Raw genomic sequence first — 25,436 nt, 5'->3', positions numbered from 1 at the left:
GCATTAAAAATTAAAATTAAGAGTAAAGGTGTATGTTTTTGTTAATGGTAAAGAAACACCACCCGATTGAAAAAACTCTGGATCTACACCATTTAATTTATCATCGGAATAGATTAACCAAAGGTTATGAGCAGATAAGCTCATTGATGCAGATTTCATCCAAGTTTTATCTATAAAACTATTAGGGAATCTATAGGTAAGTTTTACGTTTTTAAGCCTCACAAAATCCCCATCTGCAACTCGAATATCACTTTTATTATATAAATCAAAAGGGTTTAATCCTTGAGATCTTAATGCCTCAACTGCAGTAGCTGAAAGTATGGCAGGGATATTAGTAACATTTTCATCACCTGGCAATGTCCATCTATTGATTAAGTCGCCCGACTGAGAACTAAAATCATCATATAACCTAGCAGAACCATCACTTAAACGCACATCATATAAATCGTCCAAACGGATTTTATTACCACCTCTATATGAAAAACCAAAATTAAGATCTAAATTTTTATAAGAAATAGTATTATTGAAACCTCCAAAGAAGGTAGGTTCCGTTTGCCCTTCATAAGTAACATAATCTAATACATCTTCTCTTTCTTGCAAGTTTAAATATTGAATAACACCTCCATCTTTATCGTAAAATGTTGGTATACCGTTAGCATCTAATCCTGCAAAAGGAATTGAAAATAGCGAGCCAGCGGAATATCCTACAAAGTTACCACCATTTCTACTGATAGCATCGCCAATACGATCTCGAGATTGCCAATTTGTAATTTCACTTTTAGAATAACTATAATTGAAATTTGAAGTCCATCTAAAATCTTCTGTTTCAAAATTGGTTGTTCTTAAAGTAAACTCAAAACCATTACGGTCTAGCTCGCCAATATTACCTAATTTTCGTCCTTCACCACCAACACCGTTAGTTTCTACAAAACCTATTAAATCTTCAGATTTTCTTCTATAATATTCAAATTCAATTCCTAATCGATTATTCAAAAATGCTGTTTCTAAACCAATATTCCATTCGTATAATTTCTCAAATGTTAATTCTGAATTTTCCAATTGGTTGATAACTAAAGCTATTTCTCTTTCCGATGCTTGCGGACGTAAAGGCTCATCTCCACTTACAATTAAACCAGCACTAGCATCATAAGGATTAGATCCTGATAAACCATAAGTAGACTTAAGTTTTAATAGGTTTATCCAATCTACATTATCCATGAATGATTCTTGATGGATATTCCAAGCTCCACTAACATTCCATGTTGGTAAGTAACGTGCTGTTTTAGAATTACCTGTTCTATTGTCTCCATCATACCTAAAAGTACCGTTAACAATATATTTTCCTTTTAAAGCATATGCTCCCGTTGCAAATGTACCCCAAGCTCTATTTCTAGTTTCATTAACTTCGAAATAATCATCACCTCTAGAATCTAGGAATCTTATAAAATTAGGATCACTTAACACAAGACCTCCTTTATCAAATAAATATCCCCACCCTTCGGCATATTCTTTAGTTCTATCACTAGATCGTACTTCTTGACCAACAAGAACATCTACTTGATGGTTGTCTCCAAATCGCGTTGAGTAATTAAGAGTATTACGCATAAAATAATTTACAAGCGTGTTATTAGTTGTATTTCTAAAACCACCATTAGGCAATACTGTGTAAGGATCTAATTCGGGAGCATCAGGGTCATCAAATAAGAAAATATTACTATTAACTAATAATGGATCATCCGCTCTATATGCTGCTGCATTATTAGAGTTTTCATGCACAGTTTGTACTGCTCTACTTCCATACCATCTACCTTGTAAAACGGTATTAAAAGTAAAATCTTCATTAATTTCCCAATTGAAACTAGTTTGTAAAGACAAATCTGTTAAATCTAAGTCTACATAATTATTTTCTACTTCATGTAAAATGTTAAACGGCGCCCAGTTTCTTCTGTAATATTGTAAATCCCCACTTTCATCATAAGGCGTCATGCTTCTACTGGTATACAAAGCAAAATTAAATGGATTAATATCAAAATTTCTTTCAAAAACTCCAGAAAGCGCATCAAATGTTCGATCTTGAGAAGCGGCAACCCTTTGATCTCTAACATTACCAGTTAATTTAAACCCAACACTTATATTATCAGCAATTTTAAAATCGGCATTTAAATTTGCCGTTAGATTTTTAGCATCATCGGCTATAGTTTGTCCCTCATCATCCATATAGCTAATAGATGCTCTATATTTAGATTTTTCGGTACCAGAACTAATACTTAAACTATTTGTTTTAACAAATGAATTTTTAAATAACACATCAAACCAATCGGTATTTGCATCGGCATAACGTTGCAAATAATCGTAATTAGGCGTTCCTCCTGGGCCCCAATTGATTTCGTTATTTCTTATTTTGTAAAACATATCAGAAAACACTCCGTGATTTCTAGCTGTATTAGAGTTAGCTATATCAATCCATCCCTTTTCGTAAAGTTCTTGGTTAATCGCCATTTCATCTCCAGAACTTAATATATTAAATTGACCGTAAGTTGGTTTTGTTCTTGTTGTTAAACTGCTAGAAAAATTAATTCTTGGAGTTCCTGTTTCTCCTCTTTTAGTCGTAATAACAATTACACCATTCAAAGCCCTCACCCCGTATTGCGCCGTTGCAGAAGCATCCTTTAATACTGTAAAAGATTCAATATCGTTAGGTCCAATTCCTGCTGTAGACGAGCTTAAAATAGTTTCTAAATTCCCTGTGGTTATATCCTGATTTGATAATTCTACAGCATCTTCTAAAACAACGCCATCAATAACCCATAAAGGTTTATTAATACCATTAATTGATGAGTTACCTCTAATTCTAATTACTGGAGCCGTCCCAAAAGTTCCAGATGCATTTTCAATCTCCACACCAGCTACTTGGCCTTGTAAAGCTCTTGCAACATCTGGAACTCCTTCAAGTTTCACATCTTCTAATTTAACGGTAGATGCAGAACCTGTAAATAGTTTTCTATCAATTTTTTGATATCCGGTAACCACTACAGCATCTAGGCTTTCAACATCTTCTGACATCACAACATCGATAGTATCTGAAGCGCCGACAGTGATAAATTTTGTTTCCAAACCAATGAAGCTCATTTTAAGAACTTCACCTTTTTCCGCCTTTATAGCATAATTACCATCAAAATCAGAGACAACACCTCGATTAGTACCATCGACAACAATAGTTACTCCTGCAACAGGAACCCCGTTTGCATCTGTAATAGTTCCTGAAATTGTTCTTGACTGAAATTTAACGATAGACACTTGTTCCTTTTTATCCAAAATAATCTGGCGCTCGTTAATAGAGTAACTAAATATATCTGTATTTAAAACTCTTTCTAAAACTTTGTTTATCGTTTTATCTTTAATTTTAACATCACCTAGTTCTTTTCTTAACTCAGGTAAAACTTCATCTTTATAAATAAAAACAAATTCGCTTTGGTTTTCAATAGTTTTAATTACATTCATTAATGTAGCATTCTGAATCTCTATTTTCAATTTGGCGTTTTGAGAATAGGAATTTGAGAAAGAATAAAATGTAAACAGAAGTAAAAAGAAACTGAGCCCCTTCATAATAAATAGAGTTTTATTCCTGAAATCCAATAAGGCGTTACAAGAATTTTGATTTTTTTTCATAAGTTTGATTGTTTTTAATTAAGCATAAATAAGCTGTTAGTTTAACAGTTTTCTATTCAGAGAATGTTGGCGCATTCTCTGTTTTTTTTTATTTTATAATGTATTTATCATCTATTAATTCTATTTTAAATTTTGTTATGAACATTAAATTTTGAAGTGTTTTTTCTATCTTATCATTTAAATCTAATTTCCCGCTTATTTTTATTTTATAAATATCCAATTTTTCATCCAGCACAATGTCTATGTTATAAAAACGCTCAATCTTTCTAATTATATTTATCACAGATTCACTTTCAAAATATAAAAGCCCTGATGTCCATAAGGTGTAATTATCGGTATCGACATTTTTCACCTCGACATTACCATTCTTTTTAGACCATGTAGCCAATTGACCTGGCTTTAAAACTGTTTTTTTATTGTTAAAAAAACCTTTTTCCACTACATTAACCTTACCTTCTGTTAAAGCTGTAAAGATGCAGCCGTCTGCAGGGTATGCTGACACATTAAATTTGGTACCTAAGACTTCAACCGAAAAATTCTCTTCCATTGTTTTCACAATAAACGGACGTTCTTTATTAGGTTTAACTTCAAAAAAAGCTTCACCTGATAAAACGACAGTACGTTCTCTTAAAAGAAATTTTTCGGGAAAAATAAATTTTGTTCCTGCGTTAAGATGCACAACAGATCCATCGGATAAAGTTATCTTACTACGTTGTCCATAAGGCACCAATAATTTATTATAAGTTTCTTTTTCTTTTTCTTCGGTTACACTAGTTATAGTGTCATTAGCATTCACAACAACTTTACCCGAGCTAGTATATTTAATTTCAGACTCCTTTTTATTTATTAAAAGTGGTTCTCCTGATTTAAATACTAGTTGCGTATGTGTTAACGAATCCAAAGACATCATGTCTAAATTTTTGACTAGAGTAGGATTTTGTTGACTAAACATGTTTTTTAAAAAAAGACCTACCCCCAGCAGAACCAACAACATGGCCGCATATTTAAAATATTTTTTAAATAAATTAAATTCTGTAGATGTTTTTTTAGACGACATCATTTTATCCAAAATCTTCCCCAGCATTTCCTTTTTTTCTGCTTCCGTTAGATTTAAATCGTTTGTTTTTATCGCTAACAAAACTTCTTTTAAGTCTGAAATTACCTGTTGCTCTTGAGGATTATTTAAAATGTAGGTTTCCCAAAAAACATCACTTTCATGCGTTGGCTTGTATATCCAATCTATAAAAAAGCTGTCTTCAAGATATTTAGAATAAGGTTTCATAATTTAGGTCTATATTCACATAGGGCTCAAAACTTTATTTTTGTGGACACTTTTTTTAAGTTTTTTTTTAATAAAGCCTTCTTTTTATGAAATTATAGACTTGAAAAGAATATCAGAGGCACTAAATTAATGAAGAAATTAATTAGCTTAACCGAGGATATAACATAAAGAATATGATATTGGTATGCACATTAAAAACAGGATTTTCTCGTATTTTTTTGATAGCTCGATAAACTTGTTTACGTACAGAATTATGATCTATACCAATTATTTCAGAAATCTCAATATAGCTAAAGCCTTTTGTGAACTTTAGATACAATATTTCCTGTTGCTTAAACGTAAGCTCTTTCATTACTTGCGTAATAATTTTTTTGTTACGTTTATCAATTTCTTTATCGATAGTTGCATGCTCAACATTATACTCAGTAACAAAATCCATGGTGCTCAATGCACTAAAATCGTCTGTTTTCCTTTCTTTTTTAAGCTTTTTAAATATATTTCGTTTGAGAGCTCTAAATAAATAAAAATTAATATTATTTGGTCTAGAGAGTTTTTCCCTGTGTTCATAAACATCTAAAAAAACATCTTGAATAGAATCTTTAACAAAATCTCTATCCGGTTTCAATCGCATACCGTAAGAAAATAAAGAATCGATGTGTAGACTGTAAATAGATGAAAAAGCACTCTTATCACCTCTTACAAATTTAGACCATATTTCTTCTTCCTTTTCTATTTTAGATTGATGTTTAATGATGATGATTATTTACTAATGTGAAATTTACATGCCGTATATTGGATATTAGTAAAACTTTATTAATCCTGATTTTTATAAAAAATAATTGAAGTTTTAAATTTTACAAAACACAATTCATTTTACGATTAAAAAAGAATTGACAGTTTCACTAACAAAAACAAACCTCTTAATTTAATACTAAAGAAACAAACAAATTCAAATAATTAACGATACATCATTCACCATTTTATGATTTTACTTAAATTATATCCTTATTTTTATATTATTTAATAAAATAAAACAACTAAAATTTCACAATTAATGATTATTCAATAATCACAAAAGACAATCTGTTATAAAAAATTGTACGAATTTTTATTCAAAAAAAATATATAACAATAAAACTCTAGTAGAGTTTTTCATTCCTTTTTTTATCCAATTTTCACAACTAACACACCATTTAAACGAGACAAAAACGAGATACCTAACTGGAAATACATTATTCTCAAAAAAACACAAAAAAATACCGATTTAATACCATTACCATCGTAAACCTGTTAAAAAATCACCAAAATCAATATTTCTCTATTTTTATCACACCAATAAACCCGTTATTAACATAAATTTAATATTATTGCAACACTAATTCAAATCAATTATAAATGAAATTAAAAACTACCTTAATTTTTACGCTTTTCCTGGTGTCTTTTATGCAGATGTCTTTTGCACAAAAGAAAACGGTATCAGGAACGGTTTCTGATGCTAGTGGAGTACTTCCCGGTGTATCGGTTATCTTAAAAAACACTGCAACTGGGGTTACATCCGATTTTGACGGAGTATATGCCATCTCGGCAAAACCCGGAGACGTGCTGGTATTTAGATACCTTGGCATGGAAACCATTGAAAAAACAGTAACACAAGGAAACACAATTAATGTCGTTCTAAAAGAAAGTTCTGAAAGTCTAGACGAAATTGTAATTACAGGAATTACAACAACAGATAAACGTTTGTTTACTGGTGCTGCTTCCTCGGTTAAAGCAACCGAAATCAAATTAGCTGGTACGCCAGATATTAGTAGATCACTAGAAGGTAGATCTGCAGGTGTTACTGTGCAAAATGTCTCCGGAACTTTTGGTGCAGCACCAAAAATTAGAATTAGAGGTGCTACTTCTATTTATGGAAGTTCAAGACCGTTATGGGTAATTGACGGTGTTATTATTGAAGATATCGTAGAAATTACAGCAGATGATTTATCGTCTGGTGATGCTACAACATTAATAAGTTCTGCTATAGCAGGATTAAACCCTGAAGACATTGACACTTTTGATGTATTAAAAGATGGTTCTGCAACTTCAATCTATGGTGCACGTGCTAAAGGTGGGGTTATTGTTATAACAACAAAACGAGGTAAAGCAGGCGTAAGCAGAATTAACTATAGCGTTGAATCTACGTTTAGAACAATTCCTTCTTACAATGACTTTAATGTTATGAATTCTCAAGATCAAATGTCTGTTTATGAAGAAATGAGAAGATCTGGTTGGTTAAATCCTGCAGATGTATCAACAGCTGCTAGTTCTGGTGTTTACGGAAAACTTTATAACTCATTTTATGATGTTGACTCAAGTGGAAATTTTGCTGTAAAAAACGATGCCTCTGGTGTTGCAGAATTTTTAAGAATGGCAGAATACAGAAACACAAACTGGTTTAAACAATTATTTGATGTTAGCTTAATGCAAAACCATTCTATTAGTATGTCTTCTGGTACAGAGAAATCTACTTATTATGGATCGGTAAGTGCTTTATTAGATCCGGGATGGACAAAAGCTAGTAACGTAAATAGATACACAGCTAACTTTAATTCTTCATACAAATTATCTGATAAATTAGAGTTAAATACTATTAGTAATGTGTCTTTTAGAAATCAAAAAGCTCCAGGTACTTTAGCACAAGAAACAGATGTTGTTACTGGTGAGGTTCGAAGAGATTTTGACATCAACCCTTACTCTTTTGCAATTAACTCTTCAAGAACATTAGATCCAAATCAATCTTATATTGCTAATTATACAGATTTCAATATTCTAGATGAATTGGAAGAGAATTACATCGATTTAAAATCGACTGATTTAAGATTTCAGGCTCAATTAAAATACAAGCCTACTAAAAAAACTGAGATTAGTGTTTTAGGTGCTTTAAAATACCAAACGTCAACTCAAGAGCATCACTCTACAGAGTTTTCTAATCAAGCAAATGCATATAGAGCTGGTATTTACCCAGAAAACGCGACTATTAGAGATGCTAATCCATTTTTATACACAGATCCAGACGACACCTCTGCAACACCTATTAGCGTGTTACCAGAAGGAGGTATTTATAGAAAAACAGATTATGAATCTTTAGGATACGATTTAACTTCTACATTTTCTTACAAGAATGTATTTAACAACATTCATACTGTAAACTTCTATTCTGGTATGCAATTAAATTCTATAGATAGAAGCAGAACTAATTTTACAGGTTGGGGATTACAATATTCATTAGGAGAAATTCCTTTTTATGGATATGAATTATTCAAAAAACAAGTTGAAGAAAACTCTCTATACTACGGTTTAAATAACACAAAAAATAGAGGTGTTGCATTCTTTTCTAATGCTACATATTCTTGGAAAAGACGTTACACTATAAATGGTACTGTTCGTTATGAAGGAACAAATAGATTAGGAAAATCTACAAAATCTAGATGGCTTCCAACTTGGAATATATCTGGTGCATGGAATGCTCATGAAGAAGATTTCTTTGAGGCTTTAAATCCTGTTTTATCGAACTTCACAGTTAGAGCATCGTACAGTTTAACTGCAGATAGCGGACCTTTTGATGTTACAAACTCAGCCGTTGATATTAGAAGTGTAAACCCGTGGAGACCTAGTTCTGGTGTAAGAGAAAGTGGTTTAACCATTGAATCTTTAGAAAACAGCGACTTAACTTACGAAAAGAAAAATGAGATTAATATTGGTTTTGATGCTGGCTTTATAGACAACAGAATAAATGTAGGTTTCGATTGGTACACAAGAGATAACTATGATTTAATAGGTATTGTAAACACCCAAGGTATCGGTGGTGAAGCAACAAAATTTGGTAACGTAGCTTCTATGACTTCTCAAGGACTTGAGCTATCGATTTCATCTACCAATATAAAAACTGATAATTTTTCTTGGAGAACAAACTTCATCTACTCTAAAACAACCAATGAGGTTACTGAATTAGAAAACAGATCTAGAGTAATTGATTTAATTACAGGAAATGGTTTTGCAAGAACAGGATACCCTGTAAGGTCTATATTTTCAATTCCATTTGAAGGATTAAACTCTGAAGGATTACCTACATTTACTAATGAAAACGGTGAAACCACTGTAAGCGATATTTACTTTCAAGAAAGAGATAATATTGACTTTTTAGAATACTCAGGTTCTGCTGACCCTACAGATATTGGAGGTTTAGGGAATACATTTACTTATAAAGGTTTTAGCTTAAATGTTTTTGCTTCCTACTCTTTTGGTAATGTAGTGAGACTTAACCCTATCTTTAATGATGAGTATACAGACTTAACTGCTTTTCCTAGAGAATTTGAAAACAGATGGGTAACTCCTGGTGATGAAAACTTTACAGATATACCTAGAATTGCTTCTGCAAGACAAGTTGACAATTATGGTGGTAGTGAGTTAGACATTGCTTATAATGCTTACAACTACTCCACTGCTAGAATAGCGAAGGGAGATTTTATTAGACTTAAACAAGTAACTTTAGGCTATCAATTTGACCAAAGTTTAATCGAAAAACTAAAAATTAGCAGCTTATCTATGAGTGTAAATGCTACCAACTTGTTCTTACTTTATTCTGATAAAAAATTAAACGGTCAAGATCCTGAATTTTTCAACTCAGGTGGTGTTGCTTCACCATTAGCAAAACAAATTACCTTTTCACTTAGATTAGGTCTATAATAAAATAACGAAAACATATTAAGATAATGAAAAATATTAAAATACTATTTCAGGCTTTGCTTTTGTCGCTGTTTGTGGTGTCTTGTAATGATTTCTTAGATGAATTACCAGATAATAGAGCAGAACTTGACAATGCTACAAAGATTAGAAAGCTGTTAGTATCCGCATATCCAGAATCTACACATGCTTTGTACACAGAGCTATCTTCAGATAATGTCGATGATGCAGGTACAAGCAATCCTTACGGAGAAAGAATCGATAGCCAAATGGCATACTGGGAAGATGTTACTGAAACTAGTAACGATGATCCACTTGGAGCCTGGGAAAGTGCTTATTTAGCTATAGCACATGCCAATCAAGCTTTAGCAGCCATAGAAGAACTAGGCACTCCAGACAATCTTTTGCCTGAAAAAGGAGAAGCATTAGTAGCTAGAGCTTACGGTCACTTTGTACTAGTAAATGTGTTCTGTAAACATTATAACGAACAATCAAGCATAACCGATTTAGGAGTTCCTTTTCTAGAAGATCCGGAAACAACCTTGAATCCTTCTTACGAAAGAGGAACTGTAGCCGAAGTTTATGAAAAAATAAATGCCGATATTGAAAATGGACTACCTTTAATTGACGATTCTATTTACGATGTACCGTCTTATCATTTTAATGTGAGAGCTGCTAATGCCTTCGCTGCAAGATTTAATTTATACTACCAAAAATGGCAAAAAGCAAAAGATTATGCTACTGCTGCACTTGGTTCTAATCCTGCAAACGCATTAAGAGATTGGAATGCTTTAGGTAACTTACCAAGAACGACCACCGTAGTAACCAATGCATATATAGAAGATAACAGTAATTTATTAGTACAAGCTTATACTTCAAGTATGGGAGTTGTATTTGGCGCTTACTATTCTGGAGCTCGTTTTAACCATAGCCGTAAAATAGCAGATGAGCAAACCTCTCTTGCTCCTTTACCATGGAATCCAACATCTAGTTTATCTACATTTGCACATAAATTTCGTCCTTTTAACTATTCTGCAACAAATTTAGATAAATCGTTACTTTACAAAATACCTTACAGGTTTGAGTATACAGATCCTGTTGCACAAATTGGATATAGCAAAACCATTTTAGTACCTTTCACTACAGATGAAACTCTTTTGGTAAGAGCTGAAGCAAATATTATGCTTGGCTTGTTTGATGCTGGACTAGATGACATTAATACTTGGAGTACTAATTTTTACGCAAACCCAGGAACTGTAACCTTAGCAGATGTAAATAGTTTTTACAACAGCCTAGATTATTCTTCTGGAACGAACATTACTCAAAAGAAAGAATTAAACCCTAAATTTACAGTTACCGCTGGTGATCAAGAAAACTTGATACACTATGTACTGCAATGCAGACGTGTACTTACTTTACACGAAGGTTTAAGATGGTTTGATATTAAACGTTATGGTATTCCAGTTTCTCGTTTTTTAATTGGTTTAAATAACGCAATAAGTGTTAATGCAGAATTGGAAGCTGATGATCCCCGTAAAGCGCTACAAATACCTCAAGATGTTGTTAGTGCTGGTATTACTCCAAACCCAAGATAAAAAGTAATTTTAAAATATATAAATATGAAAAAAATAAATTTTTTAATACTCCTTATATTTTCATCTGTCATTTTCAATTCATGTGAAAACACAGATGCATTAGATAGAAATGTGAGCGTAGTAAATGGAGATGATGGTGAAAAAACTCAATTTGACCTCTATCTTGATAGAGAATATGTAGACCCATACAATATCAGTTTTTTATACAAATTACCAGATATCGAAACCAATTTCAATCACACATTGGTACCTGCGACTCTAGAAAACTCAATTAAGATGTCTAACCTAGTTAAATACTTATGTTTAGAACCTTATGATGCTGTTGCACCAGAATTTTTTATGAAAAAATTCTTTCCTAAACAATTATTAATGGTTGGCTCTGCTGCTTATCAAAATAATGGTACTAGAATTATTGGTACAGCCGAAGGTGGTTTAAAAATTTCTTTATTTGAAATCAACAACTTAGATGTAACTAATATTGAAACATTAAATGCTCTTTATTTCAGAACTATTTATCACGAGTTTTCTCACATATTACATCAAAACGTTGATTTCTCTTCTGATTTTGATGCCATCACTGAAACAACTTACGTAGGTGATTCATGGAATGAAAGCTGGACAGCTGCTAACCCATCTAACGCCGCTGGTTATATTAGTAACTACGCAAGTAAAGAAGCAACTGAAGATTTTGTTGAGTTAATTGCTCATTATATAACAAGTTCTACCTCCACATGGGATGACATAATAGCGGCGGCTGGTGATACAGGTGGTCCAATTATTACTCAAAAAATGGAACTTGTAAAAAAATATCTTCAAACAACTTGGTCAATAAACATTGATGATTTACGTGATGAAATCCAAACAAGATCTGCGAACTTAAATGATCAAGATTTAGATAACATAAACTAAGAAATATGAAAACAATTATAAATAAATTTAAATTTTGCACACTAATCCTTTTGGTTGCATTTTCTTGCACCGAAATTGGTGATGATCCTGCATTTGATACTTCAGCCTCTGAAAGATCTTCAGAAGCTGTAACTGAAATTAAAGCAACATTAACAGAACCTACTGAGGGTTGGATATTTGAATACTACCCACATGATTTACAAATATATGGTGGTTACAATTACATTTTATCTTTTGACGATAACAACATGGTAGATGTATATTCAGAACGCCAAGCTGACTTCTCTATCCCAGAGACCTCTAGCTATGATATACTATCTATAGGAGGACCTGTTTTAACCTTTGACACTTACAACTCTGTGATGCATGAGTTTTCTACACCATCGGCTGCGGAATACCAGGCAAAAGGTGGAGACTATGAGTTTATCTTATCTCATACTGATGTTGAAGACGTTTTGAATGCTAGAGGGACTGTTTCTGACAATAATTTAAAATTAATTAAATTAACAGAATCACCTCAATCTTACTTAACAAAAGTAAAAGAGATTGTCGATTATTTAGATGGAGCTGTTTATATAATGTCTACAGACGGGGAAATAACACAAATTCCTGTATCAAATCGTAACATTACATTCCCTGGTGAGGATCTTGAAGAAGACACGGTAGTAGCTTTTATTTATACTGACACAGGTATAAAGCTATACGAAACTACCACTATTAATGGAAATGAAGTGACTGAATTCACGCTAGACAAAGATGCTAATCAATTAATTTCTTTAGATGGCAGCACAGTTTTAGACATTGTATTCCCTCCTCTTAATACAAGTCAAAATTGGATAATTAATGTTATTGGCGCTGGTGAAGTTTCTGATACCTTTTTTAATACTTTTGTTAATATTTATAATAACAATGGCGCTATATATGGAGAAACGTTGTCTACAGATATAGAATTTGGGAATACAATAACACCTACTGGCATCCAGTTCTATTCATCTGGATATTACGCAGAATATAACGTTACATTCCCTTTACTTTTTAGTAATCCCGAATTATTGTCTATAGCTAGAAAAGGTGCAGGCTTCAACTGGCAGTGGTATGGACATTTAGATCCTCTAATAACACTAATTGTGGATAATGAACCCTACGAAGTAGAAGGCACACCTGCTGATGACCCCACAGTCGTTAAATTAACTAGTACAGTAGATCCAGACGTTTGGTTTACTATTAGAAAATAAACTGTATATAAAACTAACGTTTATCAGTATCGCTAATAAACCTAAAAAAAGCCCAAGGTTAAAATTTAACCTTGGGCTTTTTCTATATCTACAAAATTATCACTACTCATCTTGAATCTTTATTGGCTTTATTCTATTTTAGCCATATGCTTTTAAACACCCACTCAAACATACTCCTAGAATGTGGCACAGACGAAGCTGGACGAGGCTGTTTAGCCGGACCAGTTACCGCTGCCGCAGTTATCTTGCCTAAAAATTTTAAAAACATCATCTTAAACGATTCCAAGCAGCTTAGTGAGAAAAAGCGTGATATTTTAAAACCTATTATTGAGGCAAAAGCATTAACCTTTGGAGTCTCCCACGTTTTTCAAGAAGAAATTGACCATATAAATATATTAAACGCATCAATTTTAGCGATGCATAAATCTATTCAGCAACTAGAACCACAGCCAGAATTTATTATTGTAGATGGTAACAGGTTTAAACCTTTTAAAGACATCCCTTTTGAAACCATTATTAAAGGTGATGGTAAGTACTTAAGCATTGCTGCAGCATCTATTTTAGCAAAAACATATAGAGATCTATATATGAATAAAATTCATGAAGAGTTCCCTATGTATAATTGGAAACAAAACAAAGGTTATCCTACTAAAGAGCATCGACGTGCTATTGCAGAATTTGGCATTACAAAATACCATAGAAAATCGTTTAGACTTTTGCCCGAGGCAGTTTAAACCTTATCTAGCTACATTAGTAATTAATACTTTTTTAATATTATAAAACCGAAAAATCGTAGGTTTGTAAAAATTAATTTATTCATGCGTTTTCTTTCAATAATTCTTTTATTATTTATCACTTTAAGCTGTACCAATACTAAAAAAAAACGGACTAGCTTAATCGATTTTATACCTAAAAACAGTGCCGTTGTTTTAAAGGCTAGAAACATTGAAAGTCTGCAAAGCACTTTAAGCAATAGCGAACTCATTCAGCAGTTTTCCAAAGCTAATATCTATCAGAATTTAGAGACCCAATTCGAAAATTTAGATATTTTAAAATCAAATAGCCCACTACTAATTTGCTTTTCAAAAACAAAAGAAGATAGTTTAAACTACACCCTAATTACCAAATACCACGATAGTCTATTTGTTACAGATTCTCTAAAAAATTATAAAGAAGAATCTTTTCCTTTTAAAAAGAGTACCATTATAAAAAGTACGCTTAACAAAAACGTTTTTTACAGCGCAATTATAGATAGTATATTTATAGCGTCCTCTTCTAAAAAAACAATCGAATTAGCTTTTACTCCAGTTAGCATCGACAACGAAAAACAAAAGATTTACAAAAGTACAGACAAGGAAAATCTATCTGTAATAATCGATACTAAAGCCAACGTTATAAGTTCAATTTTTATTGAAGATTCTATCCCTTTAAAAACATTTACAAATTATTTGGCCTTAGATATAGACGCGAGCCAAAACACTTTAAAATTTAATGGAATTACTAAAGCCACCGATTCTACAAAAAGTTTAGTAAATATTTTTAAAAACACCATTCCGCAGGTTAACACAATTCAACATATTACACCTTCGAATAGTGATGCCTTTATGAGCTTCACTTTTAACGATTTTAAAGTATTAAAACATAATCTAGCTCTTTTTAGAGAAAAAGACACTATAACGAGCACTACTAATCTTTTTGATGACGTTATCGAAATTGGTGTTATTTATGAAGATGAAAAACGAGCTATCGTTTTAAATTCAACAGATATAATCGCTACTAAAGATGCTTTACTTGCAGAACAAAATACAGAAGAAACCTATAGAGATATTTCTATTTATAACTTTAGTAATTCTAGCCTATTTCTTGAAACATTCTCACCTTTAATTTCTTCAAACCAAGCTAAACTATATTGTGTTTTAGATCAGTTTTTTGTTTTTGCAGCAGATTTAGAAATGCTTCAGAACATTATCTCTAACTATCAAAACAAAACAACTTTAGGCTCTCGAAATTATTTCAAAGATGTTCAGGAAGAATTAAGCGATGCTGCTTCAATTTTAATGATAACCAATTCAAATAGCTTAGAAACAATTATAAATAAAAACCTAACAGAAACGCCTAGCTTAACATTAGAAGCATACAAAACATCGGCACTTCAATTTATATACGACACTAATTTTTCGCATGTAAATGCTATCATAAAAAAGAATAAAACGAAGGCCGTAGAACAATCTATTTCCGAAGAATTCAACATCAAGCTAGATGCCGATTTACTAAACACTCCACAATTTGTAACCAACCATATTACAAAGCAAAAAGATATTGTAGTTCAAGATATTGAGAATAACCTATACTTAATTTCTAACAGTGGAAAAATACAGTGGAAAAAACAGTTACAAGGTCCTGTTTTAGGTAAAATTGAACAAATTGACATCTATAAAAATGGAAGACTACAACTTGTCTTTGCTACACCAAACCGCGTTTATATTTTAGACCGAAAAGGCAAAGATGTTTCTTCCTTCCCTTTAAAATTCAGCGATGCTATTACACAGCCACTTTCTGTTTTTGATTATGATAACAACAAAAAATATCGTCTTTTAGTAACTCAAGGTAAAAACGTTTTAATGTACGATGCTAAAGGAAAAATTGTAAAAGGATTTACCTTTAAAGCAGCCAAAAACACTATTATTTCGCAACCACAACACTTTAGAATTGGGAATAAAGATTATATTACCATAACAACCGAAAACAAACTTTTAATATTAGATCGTGTTGGAAAAACCAGAGTAACACCGAAAACTACACTTTCGTTTTCAAGAAAACCTATTTATATATACCTCAGTAAATTTACAACTACCACCAATAAAGGCGATTTAATAAGTATTGATACAAAAGGTAATGTTACTACCCAAAACCTCAATTTATCTAGCAAAAACAACATCGCTACTACAAGTAAAACATTAGTATATCAATCGGAAAACAAATTAACTATTAGAAATAAAACCATAAACTTAGATTATGGAAATTATGCCGATGCCGAAATATTTATTCTAAACAATAAAATTTACGTTTCCATTACCGACTTACAGTTGCAAAAAACGTATTTGTTCGATAGCCAAGCCAAGTTGCTACCAAATTTCCCGGTGTATGCCAACTCTAAAATAGACTTAGCAAATAGTGATAAAGACAAAAACCTAGAGTTTATTACTAAAGGAGACTCTAATTCGGTTTTACTTTATCAAATTAATTAATCTATTCCATTAATTTAAACTCAAACTACTCTACTTAAAAAAACGCAAATGATTACAAGAAAAAATGCCGAAATATCAAAATTCATAATTCATAAAGTTGGTAATAAATTTAACGATACTAAAAATGCATTTTCCGACAACCCCGTTGAATTTGATGAAGCTAGTTACGAGCTGATGCTCCCTTTTTTACTTCGTCCTTTTGGCAGTGTTGTACAAAGTTACCGTTTTAACCACCATGCCAATATTACACTAAACGAAATAAACAGCTACTCGGCTCAAATGTTTAATGATGAAGAGGCTTTTGTTGAAGTTTCTAAACACATTGTCACGCACCTATACGAGCAATCGAGTTCTGCACAGATAAAAACAGGTGATGTTTTAATTGTGATGTTTGAAGGCATCGAATTTAGAGATATTACCACAAATGCTATTGGTATTTTTAAAATTGAAAGCAAAGTGAATTTCTTTCAAACGTATTTAGAAAACAATAGTTATGATGTTTTGGTACAAAACGGAATAAGTTCTAAAAAGGTAGATAAGGGTTGTTTAATTTTAAATCAATCTGATGGTGAAGGCAATATTATTTTAAGTGTAGACAATAATAGTTATGATGCTGCTTATTGGTTAAATCACTTTTTAAATATTAAGTATGCTGATGATGCTAACAACCATACACAACAATATATAGAACTATTAAAAGACTTTTCTACCGATGTTTTAAAACCTAATTATGGAGCTAAAGAGCAAAACACTTTTTTAGCTAAATCGATAGATTTTTTTAAAGAAAATGAAATTGTAAACATCGAGCGTTTTAAAGACGAATTGTTCGAAGAGGATAAACACAAAAAAGAATTCGACTCTTACAAAAAGGAGTTTGAAGGTGAACAAAGCTACATTATTAGAAATCAATTTGATGTTGCAGAAGCTGTTGTTACCAAAGAAAAAAGAAAGATTAAAACTGATATAAAGTTAGACACCAACATCCAAATTAAACTCGATATTGATGCGCCCGATGCCTCGGAAGAATATTTAGAACGTGGTTATGATGAGGAAAAAAAAATGCACTACTACAAAGTGTTTTTTAATGAAGAAGCTTAGCAAGTAAGCAATTATCAAAAACAAAAAAATCGGCTTTCCTATAAAGAAAAGCCGATTTTTTTTTAATCTATATTATTAAACCATGGTCCTACATACGCTCAGGAACTTGAATTCCTAATAGTGAAAAAGCATTTTTTATAGTGTTTGCAACCGTGTTTGATAGTTGTACTCTCAATTGTTTTTCAACATCGTTATCTGCTCCTAAAATAGATACATTTTGGTAGAATGAATTAAACTCCTTAACCAAATCGTAAGTATAATTAGCTATTAAAGCAGGACTATGTTGTTCTGCCGCATTTTGTACAACTTCTGGAAATAATTGAAGTTGCTTTATTAGTTCTTTTTCTTTTGGATGTAAATCCGTGCTTTTTAAATCTGAATTTTCTATCTCTGCCTTTCTTAAAATAGACTGAATTCTAGCATAAGTATACTGAATAAAAGGCCCGGTATTTCCTTGGAAATCGATAGATTCTTTAGGATCAAACAGAATACGTTTTTTAGGATCCACTTTTAAAATATGGTATTTTAAGGCGCCTAAACCAATTGTCTTATAAAGTTCTTGTTTCTCTTCATCAGAGTAACCGTCAAGTTTTCCTAATTCTTCAGAAATTTCTCCAGCTGTTTTAGCCATTTCTTCAACCAAATCATCAGCATCAACAACAGTTCCTTCACGACTTTTCATTTTTCCGCTAGGTAAATCTACCATACCATAACTTAAATGGTACAGGTTTTTAGCCCAATCGAACCCGAGTTTCTTCAGAATTAAAAACAACACTTTAAAGTGATAATCTTGCTCGTTTCCTACGGTGTAAACCATACCGCCAACATCAGGAAAATCTTTAATACGTTGTATGGCTGTACCTATATCTTGGGTCATGTAAACAGCAGTACCGTCCGATCGTTGTACAATTTTCTTATCAAGTCCGTCTTCTGTTAAATCACACCAAACCGATCCATCTTCTTCTTTAACAAAAACACCAGATTTCAAGCCTTGCTCAACAAACTCCTTTCCTAATAAATAAGTATTACTCTCATAATATAAAGTATCAAAATCTACTCCCAAATTCTTGTAAGTAACATTAAAACCATCGTAAACCCAACTATTCATTTCCTTCCAAAGCTTAACCACTTCCTCATCACCAGCTTCCCATTTCAAAAGCATATTTTGAGCTTCTAATAAAATAGGTGCATTTTTCTTAGCTTCTTCCTCAGAACTTCCTTTAGTAATTAAATCTTGAATTTCTTTTTTATACTCTTGGTCGAATTTTACATAATAGTTACCAACTAACTTATCTCCTTTCAACCCTGTAGATTCCGGTGTTTCTCCTTCGCCAAACTTCTGCCAAGCCAACATACTTTTACAAATATGTATACCACGATCGTTTATAATTTGAGTTTTATATACTTTTTTACCCGAAGCTTTTAAAATTTCGGCTACACTATAGCCTAACAAGTTATTTCTAACATGGCCTAAGTGCAATGGCTTATTTGTGTTAGGTGAAGAATACTCTACCATAACCGCCTTATCACCTGCCGTTGGAGCAACCAAACCATATGCAGATTCTTGTTTTATTTCATTAAAGAAATCGATAAAATAAGAATCGCTAATTTCAATATTTAAAAAGCCCTTAACGACATTAAAAGCTTTTACACTGCTAACATTATCTACTAAATAGTTTCCAATTGTTTCACCAATTTGAACTGGGTTTCCTTTTACAACACGTAGCATAGGAAAAACAACTACCGTAATATCTCCAGCAAATTCTTTTCTTGTTGCTTGAAATTCTACAGTGTCTAATTCTACTTTATATGAAGATAAAACAGCTTGTTTTACTTGATTTGATAAGGTTTCTTGAAGATTCATGTCTTGTAACTTTAAGTCTGCAAAGATAAAATTTTTATTTATGCCTAATTGTAAAAACTTGTCTTAATATATAAAAGTAAAAACGAACTCTTCTACACAAAAAAACAAACTTTATTTGTAGGCATAACCCTATGTTTTTAAAGGGATTACTGAGTAAAGGGTTCAAAAATAATTAGCTATCCAAATTGTATTTCATCAGTATTTATTGTCTTTTAACTATTCGTCGAATATTCGAAAAAACTTAAGTCGTATTTCATCTAATATATTGGCAATAAGCCCTAAAAATTAGATTATAAACATGCTTTTTATAAAATTAGCAACGTAATGCTATTACAACAAAAAATAAATTAATTTTTTATAACACCTAACTAACAGTTCTCTAGTAGCCAAAACAACTATAACCGCTCTCAATACTACACGGTTGTTTTATAGTTTAGCTTAAAAGTGATTGCGACGTTTTATGAGGAAAATAATCACGGCTTTTCTATTTTTCACTATGTTTCTTGGTTTTTCACAAACCAAAGAAATAGATAGTCTGTTTATTGAACTTGCTTTTCAAAAACAAGATTCCACCAAGGTTGTTCCCTATTTACATTTAATTAAATCGCTGTATGCTCTAAAGGAGTATGATAGAGGTATGAAATATGTTCAGGCTAGTGAAAAACTATCCTATTCTTTCAACTACCAAAAAGGTATTGCAGAAACTACATTTTACAAAGCCTTGTATTATGCCGAAAAGAACGACTACATCAATGCTATAAGTGGCTTTGCAAAAGCCAAAAACTTATTTATTGAACAACGCGACACTATTGCTGTTGCCAAAGTACACAACAGTATTGGCACACTAGAAAGTAGCCGCGGCAACTTTACTAAAGGTATAGAACATGCTTTGGCTGCAACAAAAACACTAGAAAACAGTGATTTAAAAGAAGAACTTAGCATAGCATACAATACGTTAGCCGAAAGTTATTACCACACAAATGCACAAGATCTCGCTATAACCTACAACATAAAAGCTTTAGCTCTACAGGAACAATTAAAAGATTCTAGTGGAGTAAATAAAACGTACCAAAGACTTTCTGACCTTTATTATAAAAAGAAAGAACATAAAAAATCTATATTTTATTTTGAAAAGTTACTGAGTTTAAAAGGATATTCGGATACATTAAGAGCGTCCATATATCCTAAATTAGGTGGGGAGTATTTGGCTATTAAAAATTATGATAAGGCTACAAATTACCTAATAAAAGGCTACAACTTAAACAGAGCTAGTAACAACAAGCATAATTTACTTACTGTATTAAATAACCTTGGTGATTTAAACTTACAGAAAAACCGATTAAAGACAGCTAAAAACCAACTACTCGAAGCTGGAGAAATTGCAAAAAACTTAAATAATAAATCCGAATTACTTAAGCAATACAAGTTAATGAAAGCCGTAGACTCTACGCAACGGAATTTCTATAATGCTTTTATCTGGCAAGGTAAATATTATGAATTAAAAGCTGATTTGCAGGCTCCTGTTGAAGTTGTGCAAGCTCCTGCAACAAGCCCAACTACGATAGACTTTGATTCTGAAGTTATTGATACATTGACATCGTCAAACTTAACACAAGACATTAAAAGTATTGACAAAAGTGCATCTGGTAGCCGATTAAAATTTAATCACTATAACTTCTATGTATATTTTTTAGTATCCGCACTTTGTATAGCTGTTCTAATCTTAATAGTTATTTACCTTAAAGGAAATAAAAATGCTAAAAGAGCAACAGAACTTGAAGAAAGAAATACTTTAGTTGAATTAGAAAATGCTGCATTACTAGAGGAAACACAAAACCTTGAGAATGTTATAAATGTGAAAGATAAATTGTTCTCAATTATTTCTCACGATTTAAAAGATTCGCTATCGTCTATCACAGGTTTTATTAATTTACTAAAAGACGGTTCGTTAACAAAAGAAGAGTTCGATGCCTTAATACCAGAATTAAGTGAAAATGCCAATAACGCGTCACTACTTCTTTTTAATCTATTAAACTGGTCTAAGTCTCAAATGCAATCTTTAGAGCCTAAGCCAACTCTATTTGATGTTCAGGAAGTATTTAAAGACAAAGTGCAACTTATTGAACAAAGAATGGAAAAGAAAGGTATCACGCTAATGAATAATTCTCTTCGTGATTTCGCTTTCGCGGATAGAAGCATGTTTGAAATAGTAATACAAAACCTATTAGCCAATGCACTTAAATTCTGTAAAAAAGGTGATGTGATTAGTATTACCAACCATATAAATAATGGAAGTTGTATTGTGAGTATTGCTGATACTGGTATTGGAATTCCTGAAGAAAATATTAATAAACTCTTTAAAAGCACTCCGTTTACAACTTCTGGCACAAACAATGAAAAAGGCACAGGCTTAGGCTTACCTATTTGTAAAGAACTGGTTGAACTAAACAACGGTAAAATTTGGGTAGAAAGTATGGTAAACGTTGGTACAACATTTTACATACAGTTACCCAAATCGAAACCAGAAGAATAAAACTAAGCTTTTGGTAGAAATACTTCGGCCATCATGCAGCGTGCACTACCACCTCCACAAAATTCTATAGTACTTAAAGAACTCGATAGTATTTTAGTATGTTGTTCTATAGTATTTATTTGTTGTTTTGTTAAGCTATCAAAAGCCGACTGACTCATTATTAAATATGAAGTATCATCACTTCCTTTTACCTGAAGCATATTGCCCGCAAAATTATTGACCTGATCTTCCGTAATATCAATAATGGTTTTTCCGTCTTCTTTTAAATGCTTTAACACATTTTTGCGTTCCTTTTTATCATCAATACTGCTTAAACAAATTACCGCAAAAGTTTCACCAACACACATCATTACATTTGTATGATAAATAGCTTTTCTTTCTCCTTCAACAGTTTGATTTGCGTTAAAAATAACAGGGAAAAACTCAAAGTCTTCGCAGAATTCTATAAATAAATCTTCATCTGCCCTTGGAGATAACGCACAATAAGCCTTACGATTTACACGATCTAGAATTACACTTCCAGTTCCTTCTAAAAAAATATCTTCATCTTCCGCCGTTGTATAATCTATAACGTTATTTATTACAAATCCATTTTCTTCGAGAGTTTCCAAAATATCTTCACGACGCTCTACACGACGGTTTTCGGCAAACATAGGGTATAAACCAACATTCCCGTTTTCGTGAAATGACACCCAGTTATTAGGAAAAATAGAATCTGGCGTATCAGTATCCTCTGTATCATTAACCACAATTACGTTTACCCCAATGTTTCTTAACTTATCAACATAAGTATCGAATTCCTGCTGTGCTTTTGCATTAACCGTTTTAGGTAAAGTATTTTCTAAATCCTTTTGATAATAATTATTTACAGCCGTTTGCTCATTCATCCTAAAATTAACCGGACGAATCATTAAAATTGTATTTGTAGTTTGTTGCATAATGTATTACAAAAGTATTATTAAATATATAGTTGAAAATTTAATCTCTAATTAAAGGCATGGTTGTACAGCGCAACAAACCTTCTTGTTTACTTATTTCGGCATAAGGTACTTCTTCAACAGTGAAGCCTTCAGACCTTAACCAAGTATTTAAACGTGTGAAGTTTTTTTCTGAAATAATAACATCTTCGGAAATTGAAAAAACATTACTATTCATTTGATACATTTCATCTTTAGTGATTTCAAAAACGTTATCCTTTCCGAAGAAATCGACTAACCATTGGTATTCTTTTTGAACTAAAAAACCATTTTTATGAATGATAGCTTTTCCTTTTCCTATTGGTTGAAAACAACAATCTAAATGCAGAGCGTTTTCTTTGGCATTAGTATTTGATTTTCTAAGCTCGAAAGATTTTACTGTTTTTTCTGGAAACAATTCTTGTATGGCAATAACAGCATCCATATTGGTGCGCGCTGTAATTAAATCCGGATAATCTTCACCAGAATATGTACCAATAAAAATATAATCGTTCCACGGCATCACATCACCACCCTCAACATGGCAATCTTCTGGTAGAATAATTCTATTATTTACATCTATTTGATCGCAGATATATTGAATAGCTTCTACCTCTTCTTCTCTATCTGGTAAAATATTAGCTCTTATTATTTTATCTTCAATTACAAAAGCAATATCTCTAGAGAAAATTTGGTTACAATTTTCAATAACTTCTGGGCGATAAACTTTTACATCGTACTTTTTAAAAACCTCTAAAACGACATCCATTTCAGCAATCATATCAGCTTCTTTTGGATAAGTACCAGATAATACATGCTCCACACTTTTAGGGTCATAACAATCTTCTACAGCCGGTATAGGGCCATTACTTTTAGCTGTTCCTAAAATAACAGCGCGAAGTCTAGATGTTTCGTTTTTAATATTAAGTTTTATCATGTTGTAAATATAAAAAAGGTCTATAACAATTAAGTTATAGACCTTTCTTTATTTTTATAAAACACTATTTTATCTTTCCTCTAAAGGTTTAAAACCTCTTAAAGTTTCACCTACATATAACTGTCTTGGACGACCAATTGGTTCTTTCTTTAAACGCATTTCACGCCATTGCGCTATCCATCCTGGTAAACGACCTAATGCAAACATTACTGTAAACATATCTGTTGGGATCCCCATACCTCTGTATATAATTCCTGAATAGAAATCTACGTTCGGGTATAATTTTCTATCAACGAAATACGGATCTTCTAAAGCCTCTTTTTCAAGACCTTTAGCGATATCTAAAATAGGATCTTCTACTCCTAAGTCTCCTAATACTTCATCGGCAGCAACTTTAATTATTTTTGCACGTGGATCGAAGTTTTTATAAACACGGTGACCAAAGCCCATTAAACGGAAAGGATCTTCCTTGTCTTTAGCTTTTGCCATATATTTTTTAGTATCTCCACCATCTGCTTTAATACCTTCAAGCATTTCTAAAACTGCTTGGTTAGCTCCCCCATGAAGTGGTCCCCAAAGTGCAGAAATACCAGCAGAAATAGAAGCAAATAATCCGGCATGAGATGAACCAACAATTCTTACTGTGGATGTAGAACAGTTTTGCTCATGATCTGCATGTAAGATTAATAATTTATCTAAGGCATTTACTAATATTTTGCTTTGAGTATACTCCTCGTTAGGTTCTTTAAACATCATTTTTAAGATGTTCTCAACATAACCTAAATTTTTATCTCCGTAATCAAGTGGTAATCCACTCTTTTTACGCATTGTCCATGCTACTAAAACAGGGAATTTACCTAAAAGACGTACTACAGATTGGTACATATCTTCTTCAGAATCTACATTAACACAACTTGGGTTAAAAGCTGTTAATGCACTTGTTAAAGATGATAACACGCCCATTGGGTGTGCTGATTTAGGAAATGCATCCAAAATTTTATGAACATCCTCGTCAACTATTGAGTTTTTCTTGATATCATCGTGAAACTTATCAAGTTGAGCCTTATTAGGAAGCTCTCCAAAGATTAAAAGAAATGCTACCTCTAAGAAGTCTGCTTTTTCAGCCAACTCTTCAATAGAATACCCTCTGTATCTCAAGATACCTTTTTCACCATCTAAAAATGTAATAGCACTCTCACACGATCCTGTATTTTTATAACCTGGGTCTATTGTTGTTACACCACCAGTAACGCTTCTAAGCGTTTTAATATCCATGGCTACTTCATTTTCTGTTCCTGTTACTAACGGGAACTCGTGTTTTTTGCCGTTTATTTCTAGTATAGCTTTATCTGACATAATTTTTTAAAAAAGTTTTAATTTAAGTT

The 25,436-nt window shown here is 32.1% G+C and carries 15 protein-coding genes; 8 read left to right on the top strand and 7 right to left on the bottom strand.

Annotated elements, in window-relative coordinates:
• Positions 1 to 3: 3 nt before the first annotated feature.
• From BM246_RS15235 to BM246_RS15225, 3 genes are all read right to left on the bottom strand, one after another.
• Positions 4 to 3,669: a SusC/RagA family TonB-linked outer membrane protein gene (locus tag BM246_RS15235; protein ID WP_083415826.1), complete on the bottom strand. Its 3,666-nt coding sequence runs from the start codon at positions 3,667 to 3,669 to the stop codon at positions 4 to 6.
• Between the two features lie 88 nt (positions 3,670 to 3,757).
• Positions 3,758 to 4,951: a FecR family protein gene (locus tag BM246_RS15230; RefSeq protein WP_074939014.1), complete on the bottom strand. Its 1,194-nt coding sequence runs from the start codon at positions 4,949 to 4,951 to the stop codon at positions 3,758 to 3,760.
• A 142-nt stretch (positions 4,952 to 5,093) separates the two neighbouring features.
• A complete protein-coding gene (locus BM246_RS15225; protein ID WP_262481204.1) occupies positions 5,094 to 5,621 on the bottom strand; it encodes an RNA polymerase sigma factor in 528 nt (175 codons plus the stop codon).
• Positions 5,622 to 6,346: 725 nt separating this feature from the next.
• Here BM246_RS15225 and BM246_RS15220 point away from each other — a divergent pair.
• The 7 genes from BM246_RS15220 to BM246_RS15190 all read left to right on the top strand — a co-directional run bounded on the left by BM246_RS15220 (position 6,347) and on the right by BM246_RS15190 (position 17,761).
• A complete protein-coding gene (locus tag BM246_RS15220; RefSeq protein WP_083415824.1) occupies positions 6,347 to 9,679 on the top strand; it encodes a SusC/RagA family TonB-linked outer membrane protein in 3,333 nt (1,110 codons plus the stop codon).
• Between the two features lie 26 nt (positions 9,680 to 9,705).
• Entirely contained in the window at positions 9,706 to 11,271 is a 1,566-nt protein-coding gene (locus BM246_RS15215) for a RagB/SusD family nutrient uptake outer membrane protein (RefSeq protein ID WP_074939010.1), read from the top strand.
• 24 nt (positions 11,272 to 11,295) lie between these two features.
• The gene (locus BM246_RS15210) at positions 11,296 to 12,180 is read left to right on the top strand and encodes a zinc-binding metallopeptidase (RefSeq protein ID WP_042499179.1); all 885 of its coding nucleotides are present in this window, start codon (positions 11,296 to 11,298) and stop codon (positions 12,178 to 12,180) included.
• A 5-nt stretch (positions 12,181 to 12,185) separates the two neighbouring features.
• Positions 12,186 to 13,415, top strand: coding sequence for a DUF4302 domain-containing protein (locus tag BM246_RS15205; RefSeq protein WP_083415823.1), 1,230 nt, complete (start codon positions 12,186 to 12,188; stop codon positions 13,413 to 13,415).
• Positions 13,416 to 13,561: 146 nt separating this feature from the next.
• Entirely contained in the window at positions 13,562 to 14,149 is a 588-nt protein-coding gene (locus BM246_RS15200) for a ribonuclease HII (RefSeq protein ID WP_074939006.1), read from the top strand.
• Positions 14,150 to 14,233: 84 nt separating this feature from the next.
• The gene (locus tag BM246_RS15195; RefSeq protein WP_074939004.1) at positions 14,234 to 16,663 is read left to right on the top strand and encodes a ribonuclease HII; all 2,430 of its coding nucleotides are present in this window, start codon (positions 14,234 to 14,236) and stop codon (positions 16,661 to 16,663) included.
• A gap of 48 nt (positions 16,664 to 16,711) precedes the next feature.
• On the top strand, positions 16,712 to 17,761 hold the full coding sequence (locus tag BM246_RS15190) for a nucleoid-associated protein (RefSeq protein WP_074939002.1): 1,050 nt from the start codon (positions 16,712 to 16,714) through the stop codon (positions 17,759 to 17,761).
• Positions 17,762 to 17,849: 88 nt separating this feature from the next.
• Here the strand turns inward: BM246_RS15190 and argS are convergent, their stop codons facing one another.
• Complete coding sequence (gene argS / locus BM246_RS15185; RefSeq protein WP_042505206.1) at positions 17,850 to 19,625, bottom strand: arginine--tRNA ligase; 1,776 nt, start codon at positions 19,623 to 19,625, stop codon at positions 17,850 to 17,852.
• Positions 19,626 to 20,085: 460 nt separating this feature from the next.
• Between argS and BM246_RS15180 the strand changes: the two genes are divergently transcribed.
• Positions 20,086 to 22,158 carry a tetratricopeptide repeat-containing sensor histidine kinase gene (locus tag BM246_RS15180; RefSeq protein WP_074939000.1) on the top strand — a complete coding sequence of 691 codons (2,073 nt, stop codon included), beginning with the start codon at positions 20,086 to 20,088 and terminating at the stop codon, positions 22,156 to 22,158.
• Between the two features lie 2 nt (positions 22,159 to 22,160).
• Here the strand turns inward: BM246_RS15180 and ctlX are convergent, their stop codons facing one another.
• The 3 genes from ctlX to BM246_RS15165 all read right to left on the bottom strand — a co-directional run bounded on the left by ctlX (position 22,161) and on the right by BM246_RS15165 (position 25,407).
• On the bottom strand, positions 22,161 to 23,096 hold the full coding sequence (gene ctlX, locus BM246_RS15175; protein WP_042505208.1) for a citrulline utilization hydrolase CtlX: 936 nt from the start codon (positions 23,094 to 23,096) through the stop codon (positions 22,161 to 22,163).
• Positions 23,097 to 23,136: 40 nt separating this feature from the next.
• Positions 23,137 to 24,051 carry a dimethylarginine dimethylaminohydrolase family protein gene (locus BM246_RS15170; RefSeq protein ID WP_074938998.1) on the bottom strand — a complete coding sequence of 305 codons (915 nt, stop codon included), beginning with the start codon at positions 24,049 to 24,051 and terminating at the stop codon, positions 23,137 to 23,139.
• A 69-nt stretch (positions 24,052 to 24,120) separates the two neighbouring features.
• Positions 24,121 to 25,407: a citrate synthase gene (locus BM246_RS15165; protein WP_042505209.1), complete on the bottom strand. Its 1,287-nt coding sequence runs from the start codon at positions 25,405 to 25,407 to the stop codon at positions 24,121 to 24,123.
• Positions 25,408 to 25,436 lie beyond the last annotated feature (29 nt).

It is taken from the genome of Algibacter lectus (genome assembly GCF_900112395.1).
Taxonomy (GTDB): domain Bacteria; phylum Bacteroidota; class Bacteroidia; order Flavobacteriales; family Flavobacteriaceae; genus Algibacter; species Algibacter lectus.
This window is presented reverse-complemented; position numbering and strand designations above follow the sequence as displayed.

Coding starts and splice junctions, on each gene's coding strand:
- BM246_RS15190 (WP_074939002.1), top strand. CDS start 16,712: ATGATTACAAGAAAAAATGCCGAAATATCAAAATTCATAATTCATAAA.
- BM246_RS15230 (WP_074939014.1), bottom strand. CDS start 4,951: ATGAAACCTTATTCTAAATATCTTGAAGACAGCTTTTTTATAGATTGG.
- BM246_RS15205 (WP_083415823.1), top strand. CDS start 12,186: ATGAAAACAATTATAAATAAATTTAAATTTTGCACACTAATCCTTTTG.
- BM246_RS15235 (WP_083415826.1), bottom strand. CDS start 3,669: ATGAAAAAAAATCAAAATTCTTGTAACGCCTTATTGGATTTCAGGAAT.
- BM246_RS15170 (WP_074938998.1), bottom strand. CDS start 24,051: ATGATAAAACTTAATATTAAAAACGAAACATCTAGACTTCGCGCTGTT.
- argS (WP_042505206.1), bottom strand. CDS start 19,625: ATGAATCTTCAAGAAACCTTATCAAATCAAGTAAAACAAGCTGTTTTA.
- ctlX (WP_042505208.1), bottom strand. CDS start 23,096: ATGCAACAAACTACAAATACAATTTTAATGATTCGTCCGGTTAATTTT.
- BM246_RS15165 (WP_042505209.1), bottom strand. CDS start 25,407: ATGTCAGATAAAGCTATACTAGAAATAAACGGCAAAAAACACGAGTTC.
- BM246_RS15210 (WP_042499179.1), top strand. CDS start 11,296: ATGAAAAAAATAAATTTTTTAATACTCCTTATATTTTCATCTGTCATT.
- BM246_RS15200 (WP_074939006.1), top strand. CDS start 13,562: ATGCTTTTAAACACCCACTCAAACATACTCCTAGAATGTGGCACAGAC.
- BM246_RS15215 (WP_074939010.1), top strand. CDS start 9,706: ATGAAAAATATTAAAATACTATTTCAGGCTTTGCTTTTGTCGCTGTTT.
- BM246_RS15180 (WP_074939000.1), top strand. CDS start 20,086: ATGAGGAAAATAATCACGGCTTTTCTATTTTTCACTATGTTTCTTGGT.
- BM246_RS15220 (WP_083415824.1), top strand. CDS start 6,347: ATGAAATTAAAAACTACCTTAATTTTTACGCTTTTCCTGGTGTCTTTT.
- BM246_RS15195 (WP_074939004.1), top strand. CDS start 14,234: ATGCGTTTTCTTTCAATAATTCTTTTATTATTTATCACTTTAAGCTGT.